Raw genomic sequence first — 18,284 nt, 5'->3', positions numbered from 1 at the left:
GGCGTGGGTGGGAGATAAGGCGTCAGCGCAGGCCATCAAGGATTTTCTCGGGGAAGCCGAGGAAATCATCGAAAAATTGAACGTCGACCTGGTGTCACTCGGCGATTCGGCGGAAAATGGCGACAGCGACCCCGACCTGGTCAACGGCATTTTTCGGGGAGCCCATTCCATCAAGGGGCTGGCCGGCATGTTCGGGTTCGATGATATATCCGGCCTGGCCCACCAGATGGAAAACTTGCTCGACTGTCTGCGCCTGGGCAAGGTACGTCTCAGTCCCGGTCTCGTTGAGACGCTGTTCGACGGCTTGGAATCGCTGACCCGACTGGTTCACGGAAAAAGCGAGGATGACCATTTTTCCCTCGACCTGAACCCTGTCCTGGCGCGCATTCAGGCGGCCGCAAACGGCCCGGGCCAGGAGGACATCTCTCTTTCCAGATTCGGCATCACCCCCGAAATTCTCAGTGTCCTGACCGAATACGAAGAACATCGACTTCTTGACAACGCACAGAGAGGGCGCACTCTGCTCCGGGTCAGGGCGACTTTCGATCTGACCACCTTCGATCAGGAACTCGCCGAGATCTCCGAAACGCTCAAAAAGCACGGCGAAGTAATCAGCACTCTTCCCTGTGCCGGCGATTCAGCCGACAAGATCGCCTTTCAACTTATTTGCGGGAGCTCCCTGGGCGCTGAGCAGATCAGGGAAAAGCTCGAGAACACAGACCTGGTGGTCGAAACCCTCTGTGGCGGCGGGGAGGGCAGAAAATCCCCTGCTTCTCAACCTGCAGCGGCGCCGCGTCCCTCGGCCGAAAGCGGCGGCGAATCGATCCCTGTCAGAAACGATATCCTCGGAGCCGAAAATGGTGAGGCCGGGGGGGGCTCGCTGCGCTCGATCAGTCGTACCGTACGGGTGGACATCGACAAACTCGATCACCTGATGAATATCGTTGGTGAACTGGTCCTTTCCAAGGGGACCATCGCCAACATCTGCCAGAACCTCAAGTCGGAGGGCGACAGCTCTCTGGCAGGTGATCTGGCCAAGGCGACCCGGACACTCGAGCGCCGATTGCACGAGTTGCAGCAAGGGGTGATGGATGTCCGCATGGTGCCGGTGGGGCAGCTGTTCGAAAAGATGAACCGGATCGTGCGCCGGGTATCCAGCGAACTGAAAAAGAAGGTTACCCTCGATGTGCGGGGGGTTGATACAGAGCTGGATAAACTGATAGTCGAGGATCTCTCCGACCCTTTGATGCATATCATCCGCAACTCCCTGGATCATGGCATCGAATCGGCCGCCGAGAGGCGTGCCAATGGAAAGCCTGAAAAGGGGACGATCTGCCTCTGGGCCTCCCAGAAGGGCAACCACGTGGTGATCGAGGTCCGCGACGACGGGCGCGGCATCGATCCGGAAAAAGTGCGACGCAAAGCCGTGGAAAAGGGCCTGGTCAGCGAACATGCTGAACTGAGCAGGGACCAGGTTTTCGATCTGATCTTTTCCCCAGGGTTTTCCACCAAGGACCAGGTTTCCGATCTGTCCGGGCGGGGGGTCGGCATGGACGTGGTGAAAAACAATATCTCCATGCTTTCGGGGATGATCGAGATGGACAGCACCCCGGGGCAGGGAACGACCCTGAGCATCACCCTGCCGATCACTCTGGCCATCATCAAGGCCCTGATAGTCAAGGTGCGGGGGAACACCTACGCCATCCCGATTACCTCTGTGCTGGAAACCCTCATGGTGGAGGCCAGCTCCATAAAGACCATCGAGCGCCGCGAGGTGATCGAATTGCGCAATAGCACCCTGCCATTGCTCTGGCTGGACAGGACCTTCAAACTTTCCGCCGAACCCGGCGAGGGCAAGAGACATTTCATCGCCGTTGTCGGTCTGGCGGAGAAGAAAATCGGGATCGTCGTCGATGAACTGCTCGGCCAGCAGGATGTGGTCATCAAGTCTCTCGGCGACAGCCTGTCTTTTGTCCGGGGGATTGCCGGGGCGGCCGATCTGGGCAACCAGAAGACCATCCTGGTTCTCGATGTCGGCGGGTTGATGAGCGAAGCCCTGCGTGGGGACGCCTCATTCTATGTATGAACGGTTTTTCGGGCTGAACGAGAGACCCTTCAGCAAGACGCCCGACCCGCGTTTTCTGTTCATGAGTCGGATGCATCGCGAGGCCATGGCCAGGCTGCACTATGCTGTGGAGGAAAGGGATCTGATTCTCCTGACCGGGGGGATCGGCTGCGGAAAAACCACCCTTTCGAGGGCCCTGATGGACGAGCTGGGCGAGGGATTCAAGATCCTGTTGTTCATCAACCCCAGGCTCACTCCGCTGGAGTTTTTGCGCACCCTGGCCCTGCGGCTCGGAGTCGCGGAACCGGCCAGGTTCAAAACCGAATTGCTCGAGCAGATCGGTGCCGAACTCTACGGGCTGTATCGGCAGAACCTCTGCCCGGTGTTGGTGATTGACGAGGCCCAACTGGTGCCTCACAAGGACACCTTTGAAGAGATCCGGCTGCTGACCAATTTTCAACTGGATGACCGGAACCTGATGAGCATCGTAGTCATGGGGCAACCGGAGCTTCGCAAACGGCTGGCCCACCGGGTGTACGAACCCCTGCGGCAGCGTATCGGGATGCAGTTTCACCTGGAGCCGCTTTCCCTGGAGGAAACTGCCGAATACCTGGATTACCGGGTCGGGATTGCCGGCGGTGCCCCCGGGTTGTTCGACCCTGGTGCGGTTGCGGGAATTTTCCGTTTTTCGGGGGGAATCCCCCGGAAAATCAACCATGCCGCCTCTCTGGCCCTGCTTGAGGCATTTGGCCGGGAGGTTAAACCGGTGAATGCGGCGGTACTGGATGCGGTCATGGCCGAACTTGACCTGACCGCTGAGCCCATGCAAGGGAAGCTGAATGATGGATCTTGCCGACATCCGTAAAAAAGCCAAGGCGGACCAAAAGGGTGCCACCGAGGCCGAACCTTCCGTGGGGCGGGGCTCGGGCAGACCTGCCGCCTCGATTCAGGGTGAGCCGCTGGAATTCGATCTCGAAGCCATGGAGACCCCAGCGCCCGAGCCCGCCGGTACGGCGACCGCGACTGTCGACCCCCTGGAGGCGCTGTTCTCGGGTTGCGGATCGCTGGAGCTTGCCACCGAGGAGCAATATCTCAAGGGCCTCTCGCAAAGCGAGAATCAGCAGGAGCAAAAGCGGCAGTGGTTGACCTTCGAGCTAGGAAAAGAGGTATACGCACTGGACATCGTGGCCATCCACGAGATAATTAAGCCCAGAGAAATAACTGATATTCCCCGGGTGCCCGAATTCATCTTGGGAATCATCTCGTTGCGTGGCATCATTGTACCGGTGTACGACCTGAAACGGCGCTTGAAGCTCGGTACCGCAGAGATCACCCCCGCCAGTCGGATTATTGTCTGTCAAAATGATGACCGAACGGCGGGTTTGTTGGTTGACTGCATTAATCAGGTAGTGGGGATTGCCGAGGATGGCATCGAGCCGCCACCCTCGGTGTTGACCGGGCATGAACGTGAGTTGATCGCAGGTGTCGGCCGGCAGGATGGACGCATGATGATCCTGTTGAATCTGCAGAATGTACTGGACCCGGAATTGATCTGATCCTTGAGGAAGGAGTGTCCCAGTGTCCAAGAAAAAAATCCTTATCGTCGAAGACGAGGAGAGCCTGCTTAAGCTGGAAAGTATCCTTCTGACCTCCAAAGGTTATGAAGTAACCGGGGTCTCCAACGGCCAGGCGGCGCTGGATTCTCTGGCCCAGGAACAGCCTGATCTGGTTTTGCTCGACATCATGCTTCCAGAAATAGACGGGTTTGAGGTCTGTCAGCGGATCAAGAAAAATCCCGCGACCAAACACATCCCGGTGATCATGCTTACGGCCAAGAAGAGCCGTGAGGATATGACCCGCGGAGAGAGGGTCGGGGCCGACTGGTACATTACCAAGCCGTTTAAATCCGCCATGGTGATCGAGACAATTCAGAGGTTTCTGGCCAGATGAACAAAAGCCTGGTGACGCAAGAGGGGGGCTCCGGCGAGCACAAGGAGGGGCGCAAGGAAATCCAGCTGGCTTGTTTTCGAATCGGCGCGGAGTCCTACGCGCTGGACATCATGCGGATCAAGGAGATCATCCGACCGCAGAAACTTACCCCGGTGCCCAAGGCCCCATCATTTATCGAGGGGGTCATCAACCTCAGGGGATCCGTCATCCCCGTGGTGGACCTGTGCAAACGCTTCGAGCATGGTGCAGGTGGCCTGCAGGGCAAGGCGCGCATCATCATCTGCACTCTCTCCGGTCGTATCGCCGGGCTGCTGGTCGACGAGGTGTTCGAGGTCCGTCGCTACTCCCGGAAGGAAGTTCAACCCGCCCCCCATTTTCTCAAAGGCAAAGGTTCGGAATTCTTTCTCGGTGTCTGTCGCCGAGGGGAGGACCTGGTCATGATCCTGGATCTTGAGCGGATTCTGTCCACCGATGAGAAAATCGATCTGGATATGATCAGGCAAAGCGCCGGTTCGGTTTCCGGTGCCTGATTAGTCCTGGTCCTTGTCAGCCTCCCCCCCCCGAGATATTCGTTCGTCGATAATAGAGGATTTCATGGTCATCGAATGCCCATTCTGCTCAACTCGTTTCAGCTTCGACCAGCGGCGCCTGGACGGCAAGCGGGTGAAGATTCGCTGCGCGAAGTGCGGGGGGGTGTTCAGCCAGGAAATCCGGGCGGAGCAGTACCCGCACAATCAGCTGAGAACCCTGGTGGCGCATGGGGATCGCACCCTGTGCCTCGCCATTGGTGACCTCCTGACCCGGGGCGGGATAGGCTGGCAGGCCTGTCAAAATGGGATGCGGGTCCTGCCCTCCCTCAAATCCTGGACCCCCGAGGTTCTCTTGATCGATGTTGCCTTACCCGGCGTCCCGGGTTTTCGACTGGTGGAGCAGGTACGCAACGACAGTTATCTTGAGAATACAAAAGTCATATTGATTTCATCCAGTTACAATCGTAAGGCCTACAAGCGCCCCCCCGGCGATCTGTATGGGGCCGATGCCTGCATAGAAGTCCATCGGTTGGAATCCGATCTCGTACCCCTTATTTCGGAGTTGACGGGCCGTCTCCGGCATAAAACTGGCAGCGAAGAGCAGAGGGATCCGGGGCAATCGGGCATCGCCGAGCCTGCCGCCACCCCGGGCAAGCCGCCCGGAGGCGATTCGGCGCCGGCGGCGGACCGGGAAAAGGCGCGGCAGCTTGCGGAAATGATCGCGGCCGATATCGTGCTTTTTCATCAGGATCTCGTCGATGAGGGAGTCCGTTCCGGGAGGGTTTACGACCTGTTGGCCGACCCGATCGCCGAGGGGCACAGGACATTCGCCAGGCGACTGCCTGGCATCTCCGGCGGCGAAGTCTACCTTCGTCTGGCCCTTGAGAAAATGATTGCCCGGCGCGGCAATGAGCTTTTTCAGGCTAAACAACAGAAATAATGACGGGAGCTGCGGTGGAAGAGAGCGGGAAGATTTTACAATTGCTGCAATCCTCCAGGGAGGAAGAGCGGCTGAATGGTCTGCGGCTTTTGGCGCGCAGCGGATTTCAAACCCCACCCGATCACCTGTTGCAGGCGCTCGGCGATGAGAGCTGGCGGGTGCGCAAAGAAGCCAGCGACCTCTTTTTGTCCCTGCCGAGCGCCGGCGAACTTGCCGGGCAAATCGTCGAATTGCTGCATGCCCACGACAATGCGGGTCTGCGCAATGCGGCCGTCGACATTTTGACGAGATTGGGTCGTCAGGCAATCCCCTTTCTGCTCGAGGAGGTCGACTGTGGTGATCCTGACGTGCGCAAATTCGTGCTGGACATCCTCGGGGAAATCGGCGACAACTCCTGCCTTGAGCCGATGATCGCGGCCTTGAAGGATTCCGACGAGAACGTTCGGGCCGCCGGTGCGGAAAATCTCGGCAAGCTCAAACTGGCCGATGCGGTTCCGGCCCTGCTGTTGGCCATGGAAAACGCGGACCTGTTGTATCGCTTCACCATTCTGGAGGCCCTCGGGCAGATCGGAGCGCCCGTACCGGTGGGTCGGCTTCTCCCTTTTGGGGATGAACCGCTGCTGCGCAAGGCTCTTTTCGACTGCCTGGGTCGAATCGGCGGCCCCGGCGGTCTTGAGCCCCTGGTTGAGGGCCTGATTGACCCCATGCGCAACGTCCGCGAAGCTGCCGCCGTCGCCCTGGCGCGAATCAGCCATGAGTTTCCGGCAGTCTCGGCCCAGCTTGCCGGTTCGGTCGGCGAATCCGCCAGGCAGGCGGTAGGTGGCCTGCTCAAAAGCCCGAACCGCCAGGTGCAGGAGGCGGCTTTGCAAATTGTCGGCCTGCTTGACGATGGACGATTTGCCGCCGAGCTTCTCGATCTGCTGGAAGACGTCGAACTTCGCCAGGATGCTTTTGCCGGCCTGGTTAAACTCTGCAACGTGGCGGCTGACCTTCTGCTTGAATTCTGGGAGACCGCAGGGGTTGACCGGCGAATCTATCTGGCCTACATCTACGGTGCTGCCCGTTGCGGGGCGGCGCGGCCCCTGCTGGTATCGGGACTGCATTCCGGGGATTCCGACCTGGTTCAGGTCTGTGCCCGCTCCCTGGGGCAGATCGGCGACCCAGGCTCCATCCCCGATCTGATCGGGGCTCTGGCAGCGGAATCCGAGGAGATACGACAGGCTGCCGCCCAGGCACTGATGGAACTCGCCCCCCTGGCTGGAGGAACTCTGCTGCAGGAGGTTGTACCCCTGCTGGAAAAAGACGATCCGCAGTTGCGAATGCACGGGGTTGTCATTATCGGGCAGTGTCAGGACAGCCAAACCGCGGAGCATCTCGCCTTCGCACTAAAAGACGAATCAGCGGACGTCCGTCGCGCGGCAGTGCGGGCAATGGAGGGACACTGTGGCAGTCGCCATCTGCACACCCTGCGGCTCGCCCTGACCGACGAGGATGCCGATGTGCGCAGACTGGCCGCCGAGGTTCTCGGCTCCACCGGTGATCCGGAGGCACTGGCGCCTTTGGAACTTGCTTTGCAGGACGAGGATATCTGGGTGCGTGCCGCGGCGGTTCGTTCTCTGGGGCGTCTTGGGGGGGAGCGGGCGACGACTCTCATCAGCCAGGCTCTTTTCGACCCGGTCGGCCTGGTGGGCATTGCCGCCTTGGAGACCCTGGGCGAATCCTCTCCTCAGCTCGCTTATGAACTGTCCCAGAAGGCCCTGGCCCACGAGGATGAGGAAGTCGTAACCGCGGCGGTCAAGATCCTGGCGGGCAGCGGCCGGCGCGAATGGGTCGGCGCGAATCGGCAGGGATTGATCAATCACCGGCACTGGGATGTCAGGGCCAACTTTATCCGGGCCATGGTCGAATTGGAGGGGCCGGCCTGTAGAAAATTTCTGGAAGATCGCCTGCTGGTGGAAGGTGAGGAACTGGTCCGCCAACTGTTGCAGGATTTTCTCCAAGAGTTGACCCAGACTCGGGGGTGAGGTAGAAATGCTTTTTTTCAACCCCGAAATCCCCATGAACGATGAAGAGTTCCGCTTGCTGCGGGACCTGGTGTACCAGCACTGCGGACTTCATTTCACGCCCGATTCCAAGTACCTGCTGGAAAGGCGGTTGGGAAAACGGCTGCAGCAGCATCGACTCAAGTCGTTCAAGGATTACTATTATCTGCTGCGGTACAACAAGGACCGTGACCAGGAGTTGACCGAGGTGGTCAATGCATTGACCACCAACGAAACCTATTTTTTCCGCGAAGATTTTCAGCTGAGAACCTTCAGCGAGGAAATCATTCCCGAAATCCGCGAGCGCAAGGAACGAAACGGCGACCGGAGTCTGCGAATCTGGAGCGCCGGCTGCTCTTCCGGCGAGGAGCCGTACACTCTGGCCATGCTGCTGCTCGAAGAACCTTCCCTGCGGGACTGGAAGATCGAAATCATCGGCACGGATATCAGCCAACGGGTGCTGCAGATCGCCCGGAAAGGGCTCTATGGTGCCAGCTCCTTTCGCAGCACCAAGCCCGATTACCAGAGACGTTATTTTTCCGAAACGGAAGGCAAGTTCCGGATTTCAGATCGGGTGAGGGACCTGGTGTCCATCAGCTATCTCAACCTGTTCGATTCGGCGCGGGTCGCCCTGTTGGGTAAAATGGATGTGGTCTTCTGCCGCAACGTGATCATCTATTTCGATCTGGCCGCCAAGCGCAGGGTAATCGAGAGCTTTTACCATCGGCTGCGACCCGAGGGGTACCTGTTGCTCGGTCACTCGGAATCTTTGATGAATATTTCCAACGCATTTGCCCTGAGGCATTTTACCCACGACATGGTGTATCAGAGGCCTTCGCTGTCCGAATGCCCGGAAGGGGTGTCATGACCTCGCCGCTGCGAATACTGGTTATTGACGATTCTGCGTTCAACCGCAGGACTATTGCCAAAATGCTCGAGGCCATCCCCGGCGTGGAGGTGGTCGGGGATGCCTGCGACGGCGAAGAAGGGCTGCGCAAGGTTTTCGACCTGCAGCCCGACCTGGTCACCCTCGATCTGGCCATGCCTCGCATGGACGGGTTCGGCTTTCTGCGGATTGTCATGGAGCAGCGCCCGACGCCGGTCATCGTCGTTTCGGCACTGGCGGAGGATGAAAACGTATTCAAGGCACTCGAGTTGGGCGCCGTCGAATTCATACCCAAGCCTTCCGCCAGGGTTTCCCCCGAGCTCGTCAAGATCCGCGAGGATCTTGTGCAGAAGGTTCTCCAGGTGGCGCGAACCGATTTGCGCAAGGTGCTCACGCGCACCATGGTCAAGCCACCCTGCAGTGCCGGCACCCGGTTAGCCAACAGCAGTGCCCGCCAGGCCATTTCCCATGTGGTGATCGGGGCCTCGACGGGAGGGCCGCCGGCGCTCCAGGCGATCTTTTCCGCGATCCAGGAACCGGTGCCCATCGCCTTTGCCGTGTCCCAGCATATGCCGCCGGTCTTCACCCGCGCCTTTGCCGAGCGGCTCAACAAGTACAGCCATCTCGAAATCGCCGAAGCCAAATCGGGCGACCTGCTGCTGCCTGGTCGCGTGCTGGTTGCGCCTGGGGGCAGGAACCTGGTTTTTACCCGGGTCGGAGATGAGGTGTCGGTGCAGGTCGTCGAACCCAGGGAGGGGCAGCGCTACGTTCCCTCGGTGGATGCCATGTTCACATCCGCCGCTGAGGTTTTCGGGGCTGACCTGCTTGGCGTGGTCCTGACCGGCATGGGCAACGACGGGGCCCAGGGGGTCCTGGACATCAAGAAGGCAGGCGGCCAGGCGTTGGCCGAGGCCGAGGAGACCAGCGTCGTGTTCGGCATGCCCAAAGAGGCGATCGCCACCGGCAAAGTGGACAAGGTGGTGCCCTTGCCGCTGATTTGCAGCGAAATTCTGCGCCGCTGTTACAACTGATTCCAGCAGACAGATATACCACGGGAGATGAGGGATGACCGAACGGGATGACGACCGCTCGATAGTGAAACGCGCCGAAGAGTTTCTCCAGGCGTTCAAGAAGGGGGCCGAGTTCACCCAGGAGTTGCTCAAGGAGAACGAACGGCTGCGTTTCCAACTGCTGGAGCTCAAGGAGTCCCTGAGGGGCCCGGAAAAATCGTACCCCTCGGATAGCCAGGACCCTGAGAAAGATCATCTCAGGCGTAAGGTAAGGGACCTTGAACAGGAAAGAGTGGAAATTCTCGACCGGATCAGGCAGGTCGAAAAGGAAAATCTCGATTTCGCCAACCGATATGTCGAGATCGAAGCTGAGAACAATAAACTCGCCAACCTCTACATAGCCTCCTACCAGTTGCATTCGACCCTGGATTTTCGTGAAGTCCTGCAGATCATCATGGAAATCATCATTAATTTGATCGGTGGGGAAGAATTCGGCATTCTTCTGCTTGACGAGAAAGCCAAAAAACTGCAGGCCGTTGCCAGCGAGGGGATCGCCACGGGAGATTTTCCGATAGTCCCCATGGGCAAGGGAATCATCGGTCAGGCAGCCCAAACCGGGGAAAACTATTTCATCGAGGAGATAGCCGGTTACAGCCGGGAACTTTCCCGGCCCATGGTTTGCATCCCGCTGAAGATCAAAGAGCAGGTCATTGGCGTCATTGTCATTTATAAACTACTGGTGCAGAAGGACCATTTCGCCGAGGTGGACTACGAGTTGTTCACGCTGCTTGCCGGCCACGCCGCGACTGCTATTTTCTCGTCCAAGTTGTATTCCGAATCCGAGAGAAAACTTTCAACCATGCAGGGATTCATTGAGCTGCTGACCAAATAGCCCTGGAGGGGGAGGTTCTTCGTGTCCGCGAAAAATTTCAAGCTTCTTATCGTCGAAGATTCGCCGACCATGCGTCAGTTGATTGTCTTTGCCCTGAAGCGGGTAAGGGAATTTACGATTGTCGAGGCCTCGGACGGAGTTGACGGGCTGAAGAAAATTGCTGGCAACCGCTTCGACCTTATCCTGACCGATATCAATATGCCCATCATGGATGGGCTGAAACTGGTCAGCTTGGTGCGTAATGATCCCGCCAACAAGGATGTTCCCATCATCATCATCACCACCGAAGGTGCCCAGGAGGACAGAGAACGGGCCATGGCCCTGGGAGCCAATGAATATCTCACCAAACCGATCCAGCCGACCCGGGTTCTCGAAGCCGTGAAAAGGCTTCTAAAGGTATAGAACCCGACCGGGTTGCCGAGGCAATGTTGGATTCCCTCGTTGTTGCCGAAAATTTTGCCGACCCTCGTCCGAGGGTTGACTTTTCCCTGTGAAATCTTGTTAAATAGCGTGCCCGAGTCGCAAAACCACTGAATTGCCGCAGCGGGACCTGCTGGTTCGCGCGGCATTTAAACCTTCAAGGAGGAACCTTTGGCCAAAGAAGAAGCGATCGAAGTCGAGGGCGAGGTAATCGAACCTCTGCCCAATGCCATGTTCAGGGTCAAGCTCGATAATGGCCACGTTGTACTGGCGCACATTTCCGGGAAGATGCGCAAGTTTTATATCCGTATTCTTCCGGGGGACCGGGTCACCGTCGAGTTGTCGCCTTACGACCTGACCAGGGGCCGCATTACCTACCGGGAGAAATAGGTCCGCCGGAAGGTCCATAACCCGGGCCGGGAGGATGAGGAGCGGCGGCGAGGGTGCGTCCCCGGACCGCCGGCGGGAAGACCCTCGTGCCCCAGTTGTTGCTGCATACCGGCTCAGGCCGGTTTTCCTGTTTGTAACCAGCAGGCCTCATGGCTGCGGAGGATTCATGGAAGAGCGCTATAATCCAAAGTCGGTGGAATCCACCTGGCAAAGTTTCTGGCAGAAAAACAAGTCCTTCAAGGTCTGCGAAGACCCCACCCGGAAAAAATACTATCTTTTGGAGATGTTCCCCTATCCCTCCGGGCGCATTCACATGGGACATGTCAGAAATTATTCCATCGGCGATGTGGTGGCGCGCTTCAAGCGGATGCAGGGTTTTAACGTGCTGCACCCGATGGGGTGGGACGCTTTCGGCATGCCCGCTGAGAACGCGGCGATCCAGCACGGCACGCACCCGGCCAAGTGGACCTATGAAAATATCGACAATATGCGCTCCCAGCTCAAGAAAATGGGCCTTTCCTACGACTGGGACCGCGAATTCGCCACCTGTGATGTGGACTACTATAAATGGGAACAACTGGTCTTTCTGAAAATGTTCGAGCGGGGGCTGGCCTACAAGAAAACCAGTGCCGTCAACTGGTGCCCCGACTGCCAGACCGTCTTGGCCAACGAACAGGTCGAAGACGGCTGCTGCTGGCGCTGCGACAGCGAGGTTGAAGCCAAGGAACTGGACCAGTGGTTCTTTAAAATCACCGAGTATGCGCAGGAACTGCTCGACTGGACCGAGCACCTCGAGGGGTGGCCCGAGCCGGTGCTGACCATGCAGCGCAATTGGATCGGTCGCAGTACGGGATGCGAGATCGAGTTTCCCATCGAACACAGCGTCAACAAGATCCGGGTGTTCACCACCAGGCCGGACACCCTGTTCGGCGCCACTTTCATGAGCCTGGCGCCTGAGCACCCCATGGCCATGGAGCTGGTAACCGAGGGGCAACGCGCTGAGGTCGAGGCGTTCATCGCCAAAGTCAGGCGGCAGGACAAGGCCCGGCGTACCAGCGATGATTTCGAAAAAGAGGGCGTGTTCACCGGAACCTGCTGCATCAATCCGCTTACCCGGCAGAAAATGCCCGTGTACCTGGCCAATTTCGTGCTGATGGAATACGGGACCGGCGCGGTCATGGCCGTCCCCACCCACGACCAGCGGGATTTCGAATTCGCCGGGAAATACCGGCTGCCCCTGAGCGTGGTCATCCAGCCCGAGGGGCAGACCCTGAGCCCGGAAACCATGACCGAGGCCTGGACCGGTCCCGGCCGCCTGGTCAACTCGGGACAGTTTGACGGCCTGGAAAACGAGACGGCCAAGGAAAAGATCGCCGAGTTCCTGGAAGTGGAGGGCATCGGCAGAAAGACCATCAACTACCGCCTGCGCGACTGGGGGGTCTCCCGGCAGCGCTACTGGGGTACGCCGATCCCCATCATTTACTGCGACGTCTGCGGGACGGTCCCCGTCCCCGAAAAAGATTTGCCGGTGGTGTTGCCGACCGACGTCGAATTTACCGGCGAGGGGGGCTCGCCCCTGGCAAAAAACCAATCCTTCTTGACCGTCACCTGCCCCCAGTGCGGCGAGGCGGCCAGGCGCGAGACCGACACCTTCGACACCTTTGTCGAGAGTTCCTGGTACTTTGCCCGCTACGCCTGCCCCGATTTCCCCTCCGGGCCGATCGACCGCCAGGCCGTTGAATACTGGCTGCCTGTCGACCAGTATATCGGCGGCATCGAGCATGCGGTCATGCATCTGCTTTATGCCCGGTTCTTCACCAAGGTGTTGCGCGACCTGGGGATGATGCAGGTGGACGAACCCTTCACCAACCTGCTCACCCAGGGCATGGTCTGCAAGGAAACCTGGTCCTGCCCGAAGCACGGCTGGCTCTTTCCCGAGGAACTCGTCGACGGCCGCTGCGTGAAATGCCAGAGCGAGGCCAAGGTCGGCCGCACCGAGAAGATGAGCAAATCGAAAAAGAACGTCATCGACCCCGACGGGCTGATCGATCGTTACGGGGCGGACACCGCCAGGTTGTTTTCGCTGTTTGCCGCCCCCCCGGAGAAGGATCTCGAGTGGAACGAGCAGGGGGTGGAGGGCTGCTACCGTTTCCTGCACCGCGTCTGGCGGGCGGTCTATGATAATCTCGAGTTGATGCAGGGCCCCCAGGAGCATCCAGGTTCCGAGGGGGAGGCCCGCACCCTGCGCCGGATTACTCACCGGACCATAAAAAAAGTCACCGAGGATATCGATGGCCGCTTCCACTTCAACACCGCCATCGCCGCGGTCATGGAGCTTGTGAACGCCATCTACGCTTTCGAGGCCAAACGGGAAAACCCCGCGGTGCTGCGCGAATCTCTCGAAGCTGTGGTCCGGCTTTTGGCCCCCTTCGTGCCCCATATCGCGGAGGAGCTCTGGGCCCGGCTGGGGCACCAGGAGGATTTGCTGCTGGCCGGTTGGCCCAGCTGGGACGAGGCGGCGCTGGTCGAGGATGAAAAACTGATCGTGGTCCAGGTCAACGGCAAGGTTCGGGGAAAGGTGACCGTGCCTGCCGGTGCCGACGAAGCCGCCGTCCGTGAAGCTGCGCTTGGCGACCCCAACGTCGCACGCTTTCTTGAAGGCAAGAGCGTCCGCAAGGTGGTCGTGGTCCCGGGGCGCCTGGTCAACGTGGTGGCAGGGTGATCCGCTTCTGGCTTATCGTGCTGGGCCTTGCCCTGCTGCTGGCGGCGGGTGGCTGCGGGTATCATCCGCCTGGCAGGGGAGAGGGGCAGGGGGCCCTCGCCGCAGTGGGAAAGCTGCGCATCGAGCCTTTTGTCAACCCCGGGTCTGAGCCGTTTCTCGAGGTCAGTTTCACCAATGCGCTGGTAAGCGAGTTCTCCAGGCGCGGTGGTTTTCGTGTGGTGGAGGCGCTCGAGGAGGCCGACGCGGTCCTGTCCGGGGCGGTGACCAGTTACCGGACCGACGCCATCTCCTACGACCAGGACGACAACATCCTCGAATTTCGTTCGAGCATGAGTGTAAACGCCTTGTTGCGGCGCTCTGCCGACGATCGGGTGCTTTGGAAAGGGCTCGTTTCCTGGGCCCAGGAATACCCGGCCGGCCTCGAAAAGAACATCCAGGAGGACAACGAGGCCGCGGCCATCGCCCTGATCAGCAGGCGACTCGCCGAAGAGCTCTATTTCAGGCTTAGCGATGACTTCTGACCCTGGCTGCCGGGTTGAGGTGGAATGACTCCGACAGAGCTTAAACGTGCCATCCAGGCAAGAAAGATCCCCGAACTGCTGTTCCTCTACGGTGAGGAGGGGTTCTATCTGGACAAGGCCGTGCAGACTATCCGCGAGGCGCTGGTCGCGGCCGATACCAGGGATTTCAATTTCAGCCTTTATCACGGCAAGACCCTGCAGGCCGAAGCGGTTCTCGACACCGCTCGCACCTTGCCGGTGCTGGCAAGCCACCGCCTGGTGCTGATCAAGGATGCCCAGGAGATCCCTGCCGCCCAGCTCGAAGCCTTCATCCCCTACCTGAAAGACCCCGTCGCCGAAACCTGTCTTACCTTTGTCGGCGACAAGATCGACGGGCGCAAGAAATTCTTCCAGGAGTTCAAGAAGCACGGGGCGCTGGTCGAATTCAAGAAGTTATACGAAAACCAGATCCCGGCCTTCGTTCAGGAACAGGCACGGGAGCGGCAGCGCAGTTTTACCGAGGATGCCCTGGCCCTGTTCTGCCGGCGGGTGGGGAGCAACCTGCAGGAGGTCCACGGCGAACTCGGCAAGCTTTTCGACTACCTCGGCGCCAAGACCCTGGTCGATACGGCCGACGTCGCCGCCATCGTCTCCGATACCAGAGTGGACAGCATTTTTGATCTGACCAACGTCCTCGGCAGGAGGGACGCGGCCGAGGGGCTGCGCCTGCTGGGGCGCCTGCTGGACGAAGGGGTGGCGCCGCTGCTGATTCTTAACATGATGGTCCGGCATTTTCGCCAGCTCTGGAAAACCCGGGAGCTGGTTGAGCAGGGCGTGCCCCACAGGGATTTGGCCCGTCGCGTCGGGGTCAATCCCTACTTCATCGATGGGCTGGTCCGCCAGTGTAAAAGCTTCGGACCCCGGCAATACCCGGTGTTTTTCGATATTTTTCTCGCCGCCGACCTGGCACTCAAGTCCAGTGGCGCCCATCCATCGGCGGTCCTGGAGAACCTGGTTCTCACCATTGCGGCTCATCGGGACGCGGCTGCGGGGAGAGAATAAAAAAGGGGCCCTGAACGGGCCCCTTTTAAATTGGCAAAGCTGGGTTACTACTGGATGACGTTGACCAGTTTGGTCAGGCGGGAAATCTTGCGGCTGGCGGTGGCTTTATGAATCACGCCTTTGGTGGCAGCCTTGTCGATAAACGGGATAGCTTTTTCCAGGGCGGTTTTCGCCGCTGCCTGGTCGCCGCCGGAAACGGCCTCGCGAACCTGCTTGACATAAGTCCGCATGGTGGAGCGGATGTGGGTGTTTCTGGCGTTGCGGACCGCGTTCTGCTTGTTGCGTTTAAGCGCTGACTTGTGATTGGCCAAGGTTCTTTCCTCCGAAACAGGGATGAAAATTTTTTTTGTAATTGTTTGCAGCGCTAGATTTATATCACCGGCTGATGGCCTCGTCAAGTTAAAAATACTCCAATCGAAATTGGAATGATCAATGGCATCAGTAACTTATTTACTCGCAATGGGGAATTAAATAAAAATAATCCACTGTTGGGGGATTTTCTGAAGGGTTGGCGGTCGGCGCGCTGCCGATCCTGACTGTTATTTCCGCCCGGGGAGGGCAGGGCTGCAGGTATGTCGGAAAAAAAACAGATAACGCGGGCTACCGGCGTCATGGGGTTAGCCACCAGCATGAGCCGGGTCGCCGGACTGATCAGGGATATGGTGGTTGCCGGGATGTTCGGCGCCGGTTTTGCCACCGATGCCTTCTTCATGGCCTTCACCATTCCCAATCTGCTGCGGAGGTTTTTCGCCGAAGGCTCTTTGACCGCCGCCTTTGTGCCGACCTTCGCCGATGTTCAACATCGACAGGGGGAAGAGGAAGCCGCGCGGGTGGCCAATATCTGCTGGACGCTGTTGTTTCTGGTCCTGGGCGCCGTGGTGGTGGTCGGCGTGCTCTGCTCGCCGCTGATCGTAAGGGCCATCGGCTTCGGCTTCGGCGCCGTCGAGGGCAAGCTTGCCCTGACCGATCTGCTGAACCGCGTCATGTTCCCGTACATCTTTTTCGTCAGTCTGCTGGCCCTGTTGACCGGGGTGCTCAACGTAAAGGGGCATTATTTCTATCCCGCGGTCTCGCCATTGCTGCTCAATCTGGCGATGATTTTCTGTGCGATTTTCCTGCGTGACTATTTCGAGGTACCGATCATGGCCCTGGCCGTCGGCGTTCTGGTCGGCGGGGTGGTGCAACTGGTCATGCAGTATCCCGTGCTGCGGAGGATGGGGGTTCATCTGCGGGCGGATTTTCATTTCCGGCATCCGGCCGTCGTCCGGGTCAGCCGGTTGATGCTGCCGGGGCTCGCCGGGGTGGCCATTTACCAGGTCAACGCCGTGGTGACCAAGCTGCTGGCCTCTTTTCTGCCCGAAGGGAGCGTTTCCTATCTTTATTACAGCCAGCGCCTGTTCGAGTTCCCTCAGGGCATCTTCATTGTGGCGCTGGCCCAGGCGGTGCTGCCGTCCATGAGTCGCCAGGCTTCCCTCGGTGACCATGAAGGCCTCAAGGACTCTTTTCGCTTCGCCCTGTCGATCATCATTCTGATCACTCTTCCGGCGGCCGTCGGTCTGGTTTTCTGTGCCGTCCCGGTTTACAGCCTGTTCTTCATGAAAGGGGCATTCGGCTACGAAGAGGTCAGGCAGACCGCCCTGGCGCTTGCCGCCTACGCTCCGGGTCTGTTGTTCCTCGGGGTCAGCCGGGTGGTGGTGCCGGCCTTCTATGCCTTGAAGGACACTCGCTCGCCGGTTCTGATCTCCTTCTTCACTTTTCTGGTCAACGCAGGGCTTGGGCTGGCCTTGATGGGGCCTTTGCAGCATGTCGGGCTGGCACTGGCGTTGACCCTGTCCTCCCTGTTCAACGCGGTAGCTCTTTTGGTAGCCCTTCGCCGGAAACTCGGGCTGCTGGGTTTGAGGGCGGTCTACCTGACCCTGCTTAAAATCCTGTTGCCTACCGCCGCCATGGGGCTGGTCGTGTGGTTCACGCTGTCCTTCGGCCCCTGGGCCGAGGCGGGAAGGGGCGCATTCAAGGCCGCGCTTTTGGCGGCGGGCATTGGCGCCGGGGCTCTGGTATACTGGGGCGGGTGCCTGCTGATGCGCGTTGGCGAGGCCCAGGAGGTTTTTTCGATGCTGCGGCGAAAAGTCGCGAGGTGAAACGGTGAACAGGAAAGTCGAGGTCGACGGCGCCAGGTGTCGCCTCTGGTTTTCGCCGGTGGGCTGGCTGGGCCTGGCGGCGGGCAGGGCGGGGCTGGTGGAGGTTTTCTTCCATCGCCAGAAGCAGCAGGTGCTGGCGCATCTGCGGCAAGCTTACCCTGATGCCCTGCTGCAGGACAATGCGCTGCTCGAGCTGGCCATAGCCCAACTGGCCGGCTATTTCGGGGGGCGCTCCAGGAGTTTCGACCTGCCCCTGGATTTTCGGGGGCTGAGCCCCTTTGCGGTTCGTGTCCTGCAAGCCCTGCGCGAGGTCCCCTTCGGCCAGACTCTGAGTTATGCCGAGCTTGCCTCCCTGGCCGGCAGCCCTCGGGCGGCGCGAGCCGTAGGCGGAGTCATGGCCCGCAACCCTTTTCCGATCATTGTTCCCTGCCACCGGGTGCTTGGCAGCGCAGGCAAGATGGTCGGCTACTCGGGCGGGGCTGGCATCGCCTCAAAAGAGCAATTGCTCAGGTTCGAACAATCGGGAGGTGAGACCTGAAACCTGAAGCCTGAAACAAAACCGGCAAAAATTGATCTGCAAAACAAAGTGCTTGACATCTCTCGGGGTCTTTTGATAAATGTTGTCGGCGTTTCGGTTGTAGGCACGTAGCTCAGTGGGAGAGCACTACCTTGACACGGTAGGGGTCGGCGGTTCAATCCCGCCCGTGCCTACCATTTAAATCGCGACAACCGTCAGC

At 59.2% G+C, this 18,284-nt stretch carries 18 protein-coding genes and 1 tRNA gene; 18 read left to right on the top strand and 1 reads right to left on the bottom strand.

Annotation, left to right across the window (positions count from 1 at the left end):
* Window positions 1-7 precede the first annotated feature (7 nt).
* The 15 genes from DESUT3_RS11145 (at window position 8) to holA (ending at window position 15,409) form a co-directional block, all read left to right on the top strand.
* Window positions 8-2,086, top strand: a complete 2,079-nt coding sequence (locus DESUT3_RS11145; RefSeq protein ID WP_221248551.1) for a chemotaxis protein CheA — start codon at window positions 8-10, stop codon at window positions 2,084-2,086.
* The gene (locus DESUT3_RS11140) at window positions 2,079-2,930 is read left to right on the top strand and encodes an ExeA family protein (RefSeq protein ID WP_221248550.1); all 852 of its coding nucleotides are present in this window, start codon (window positions 2,079-2,081) and stop codon (window positions 2,928-2,930) included. Before DESUT3_RS11145 ends, DESUT3_RS11140 begins: the two co-directional genes overlap by 8 nt.
* Entirely contained in the window at window positions 2,905-3,621 is a 717-nt protein-coding gene (locus tag DESUT3_RS11135; protein ID WP_221248549.1) for a chemotaxis protein CheW, read from the top strand. Before DESUT3_RS11140 ends, DESUT3_RS11135 begins: the two co-directional genes overlap by 26 nt.
* Before the next feature lie 22 nt (window positions 3,622-3,643).
* On the top strand, window positions 3,644-4,015 hold the full coding sequence (locus DESUT3_RS11130) for a response regulator (RefSeq protein ID WP_221248548.1): 372 nt from the start codon (window positions 3,644-3,646) through the stop codon (window positions 4,013-4,015).
* Complete coding sequence (locus tag DESUT3_RS11125) at window positions 4,012-4,545, top strand: chemotaxis protein CheW (protein ID WP_221248547.1); 534 nt, start codon at window positions 4,012-4,014, stop codon at window positions 4,543-4,545. Before DESUT3_RS11130 ends, DESUT3_RS11125 begins: the two co-directional genes overlap by 4 nt.
* Window positions 4,546-4,609: 64 nt before the next feature.
* Entirely contained in the window at window positions 4,610-5,485 is an 876-nt protein-coding gene (locus DESUT3_RS11120; protein WP_221252529.1) for a zinc-ribbon domain-containing protein, read from the top strand.
* A 41-nt stretch (window positions 5,486-5,526) separates the two neighbouring features.
* Window positions 5,527-7,509: a HEAT repeat domain-containing protein gene (locus tag DESUT3_RS11115; RefSeq protein ID WP_221248546.1), complete on the top strand. Its 1,983-nt coding sequence runs from the start codon at window positions 5,527-5,529 to the stop codon at window positions 7,507-7,509.
* Window positions 7,510-7,516: 7 nt separating this feature from the next.
* On the top strand, window positions 7,517-8,395 hold the full coding sequence (locus tag DESUT3_RS11110; RefSeq protein ID WP_221248545.1) for a CheR family methyltransferase: 879 nt from the start codon (window positions 7,517-7,519) through the stop codon (window positions 8,393-8,395).
* Complete coding sequence (locus DESUT3_RS11105; protein WP_404826967.1) at window positions 8,374-9,444, top strand: protein-glutamate methylesterase/protein-glutamine glutaminase; 1,071 nt, start codon at window positions 8,374-8,376, stop codon at window positions 9,442-9,444. The genes DESUT3_RS11110 and DESUT3_RS11105 overlap by 22 nt, the downstream gene beginning before the upstream one ends.
* Before the next feature lie 34 nt (window positions 9,445-9,478).
* Window positions 9,479-10,315, top strand: a complete 837-nt coding sequence (locus tag DESUT3_RS11100; protein ID WP_221248543.1) for a GAF domain-containing protein — start codon at window positions 9,479-9,481, stop codon at window positions 10,313-10,315.
* Between the two features lie 21 nt (window positions 10,316-10,336).
* A complete protein-coding gene (locus DESUT3_RS11095; RefSeq protein ID WP_221248542.1) occupies window positions 10,337-10,717 on the top strand; it encodes a response regulator in 381 nt (126 codons plus the stop codon).
* A gap of 189 nt (window positions 10,718-10,906) precedes the next feature.
* Window positions 10,907-11,125 (top strand): translation initiation factor IF-1, encoded by a 219-nt coding sequence (gene infA, locus DESUT3_RS11090; protein ID WP_221248541.1) that lies wholly within the window; start codon window positions 10,907-10,909, stop codon window positions 11,123-11,125.
* A 166-nt stretch (window positions 11,126-11,291) separates the two neighbouring features.
* Complete coding sequence (gene leuS, locus DESUT3_RS11085) at window positions 11,292-13,847, top strand: leucine--tRNA ligase (RefSeq protein WP_221248540.1); 2,556 nt, start codon at window positions 11,292-11,294, stop codon at window positions 13,845-13,847.
* A complete protein-coding gene (gene lptE, locus DESUT3_RS11080) occupies window positions 13,844-14,368 on the top strand; it encodes an LPS assembly lipoprotein LptE (protein WP_221248539.1) in 525 nt (174 codons plus the stop codon). Before leuS ends, lptE begins: the two co-directional genes overlap by 4 nt.
* A gap of 24 nt (window positions 14,369-14,392) precedes the next feature.
* Window positions 14,393-15,409, top strand: a complete 1,017-nt coding sequence (gene holA / locus DESUT3_RS11075) for a DNA polymerase III subunit delta (protein ID WP_221248538.1) — start codon at window positions 14,393-14,395, stop codon at window positions 15,407-15,409.
* Between the two features lie 47 nt (window positions 15,410-15,456).
* Here the strand turns inward: holA and rpsT are convergent, their stop codons facing one another.
* Complete coding sequence (gene rpsT, locus DESUT3_RS11070) at window positions 15,457-15,720, bottom strand: 30S ribosomal protein S20 (RefSeq protein ID WP_221248537.1); 264 nt, start codon at window positions 15,718-15,720, stop codon at window positions 15,457-15,459.
* A 261-nt stretch (window positions 15,721-15,981) separates the two neighbouring features.
* Between rpsT and murJ the strand changes: the two genes are divergently transcribed.
* From murJ to DESUT3_RS11055, 3 genes are all read left to right on the top strand, one after another.
* The gene (gene murJ, locus DESUT3_RS11065) at window positions 15,982-17,547 is read left to right on the top strand and encodes a murein biosynthesis integral membrane protein MurJ (protein ID WP_221248536.1); all 1,566 of its coding nucleotides are present in this window, start codon (window positions 15,982-15,984) and stop codon (window positions 17,545-17,547) included.
* Window positions 17,548-17,551: 4 nt separating this feature from the next.
* Entirely contained in the window at window positions 17,552-18,085 is a 534-nt protein-coding gene (locus DESUT3_RS11060) for a methylated-DNA--[protein]-cysteine S-methyltransferase (protein WP_221248535.1), read from the top strand.
* Between the two features lie 101 nt (window positions 18,086-18,186).
* Window positions 18,187-18,261: transfer RNA gene (locus DESUT3_RS11055), tRNA-Val, on the top strand.
* The last annotated feature ends 23 nt before the right edge of the window (window positions 18,262-18,284 follow it).

It is taken from the genome of Desulfuromonas versatilis (genome assembly GCF_019704135.1).
GTDB classification, from domain to species: domain Bacteria; phylum Desulfobacterota; class Desulfuromonadia; order Desulfuromonadales; family NIT-T3; genus Desulfuromonas_A; species Desulfuromonas_A versatilis.
This window is presented reverse-complemented; position numbering and strand designations above follow the sequence as displayed.

Coding starts and splice junctions, on each gene's coding strand:
- DESUT3_RS11100 (WP_221248543.1), top strand. CDS start 9,479: ATGACCGAACGGGATGACGACCGCTCGATAGTGAAACGCGCCGAAGAG.
- DESUT3_RS11140 (WP_221248550.1), top strand. CDS start 2,079: ATGTATGAACGGTTTTTCGGGCTGAACGAGAGACCCTTCAGCAAGACG.
- DESUT3_RS11125 (WP_221248547.1), top strand. CDS start 4,012: ATGAACAAAAGCCTGGTGACGCAAGAGGGGGGCTCCGGCGAGCACAAG.
- DESUT3_RS11135 (WP_221248549.1), top strand. CDS start 2,905: ATGATGGATCTTGCCGACATCCGTAAAAAAGCCAAGGCGGACCAAAAG.
- DESUT3_RS11110 (WP_221248545.1), top strand. CDS start 7,517: ATGCTTTTTTTCAACCCCGAAATCCCCATGAACGATGAAGAGTTCCGC.
- murJ (WP_221248536.1), top strand. CDS start 15,982: ATGTCGGAAAAAAAACAGATAACGCGGGCTACCGGCGTCATGGGGTTA.
- DESUT3_RS11105 (WP_404826967.1), top strand. CDS start 8,374: ATGCCCGGAAGGGGTGTCATGACCTCGCCGCTGCGAATACTGGTTATT.
- DESUT3_RS11120 (WP_221252529.1), top strand. CDS start 4,610: ATGGTCATCGAATGCCCATTCTGCTCAACTCGTTTCAGCTTCGACCAG.
- leuS (WP_221248540.1), top strand. CDS start 11,292: ATGGAAGAGCGCTATAATCCAAAGTCGGTGGAATCCACCTGGCAAAGT.
- holA (WP_221248538.1), top strand. CDS start 14,393: ATGACTCCGACAGAGCTTAAACGTGCCATCCAGGCAAGAAAGATCCCC.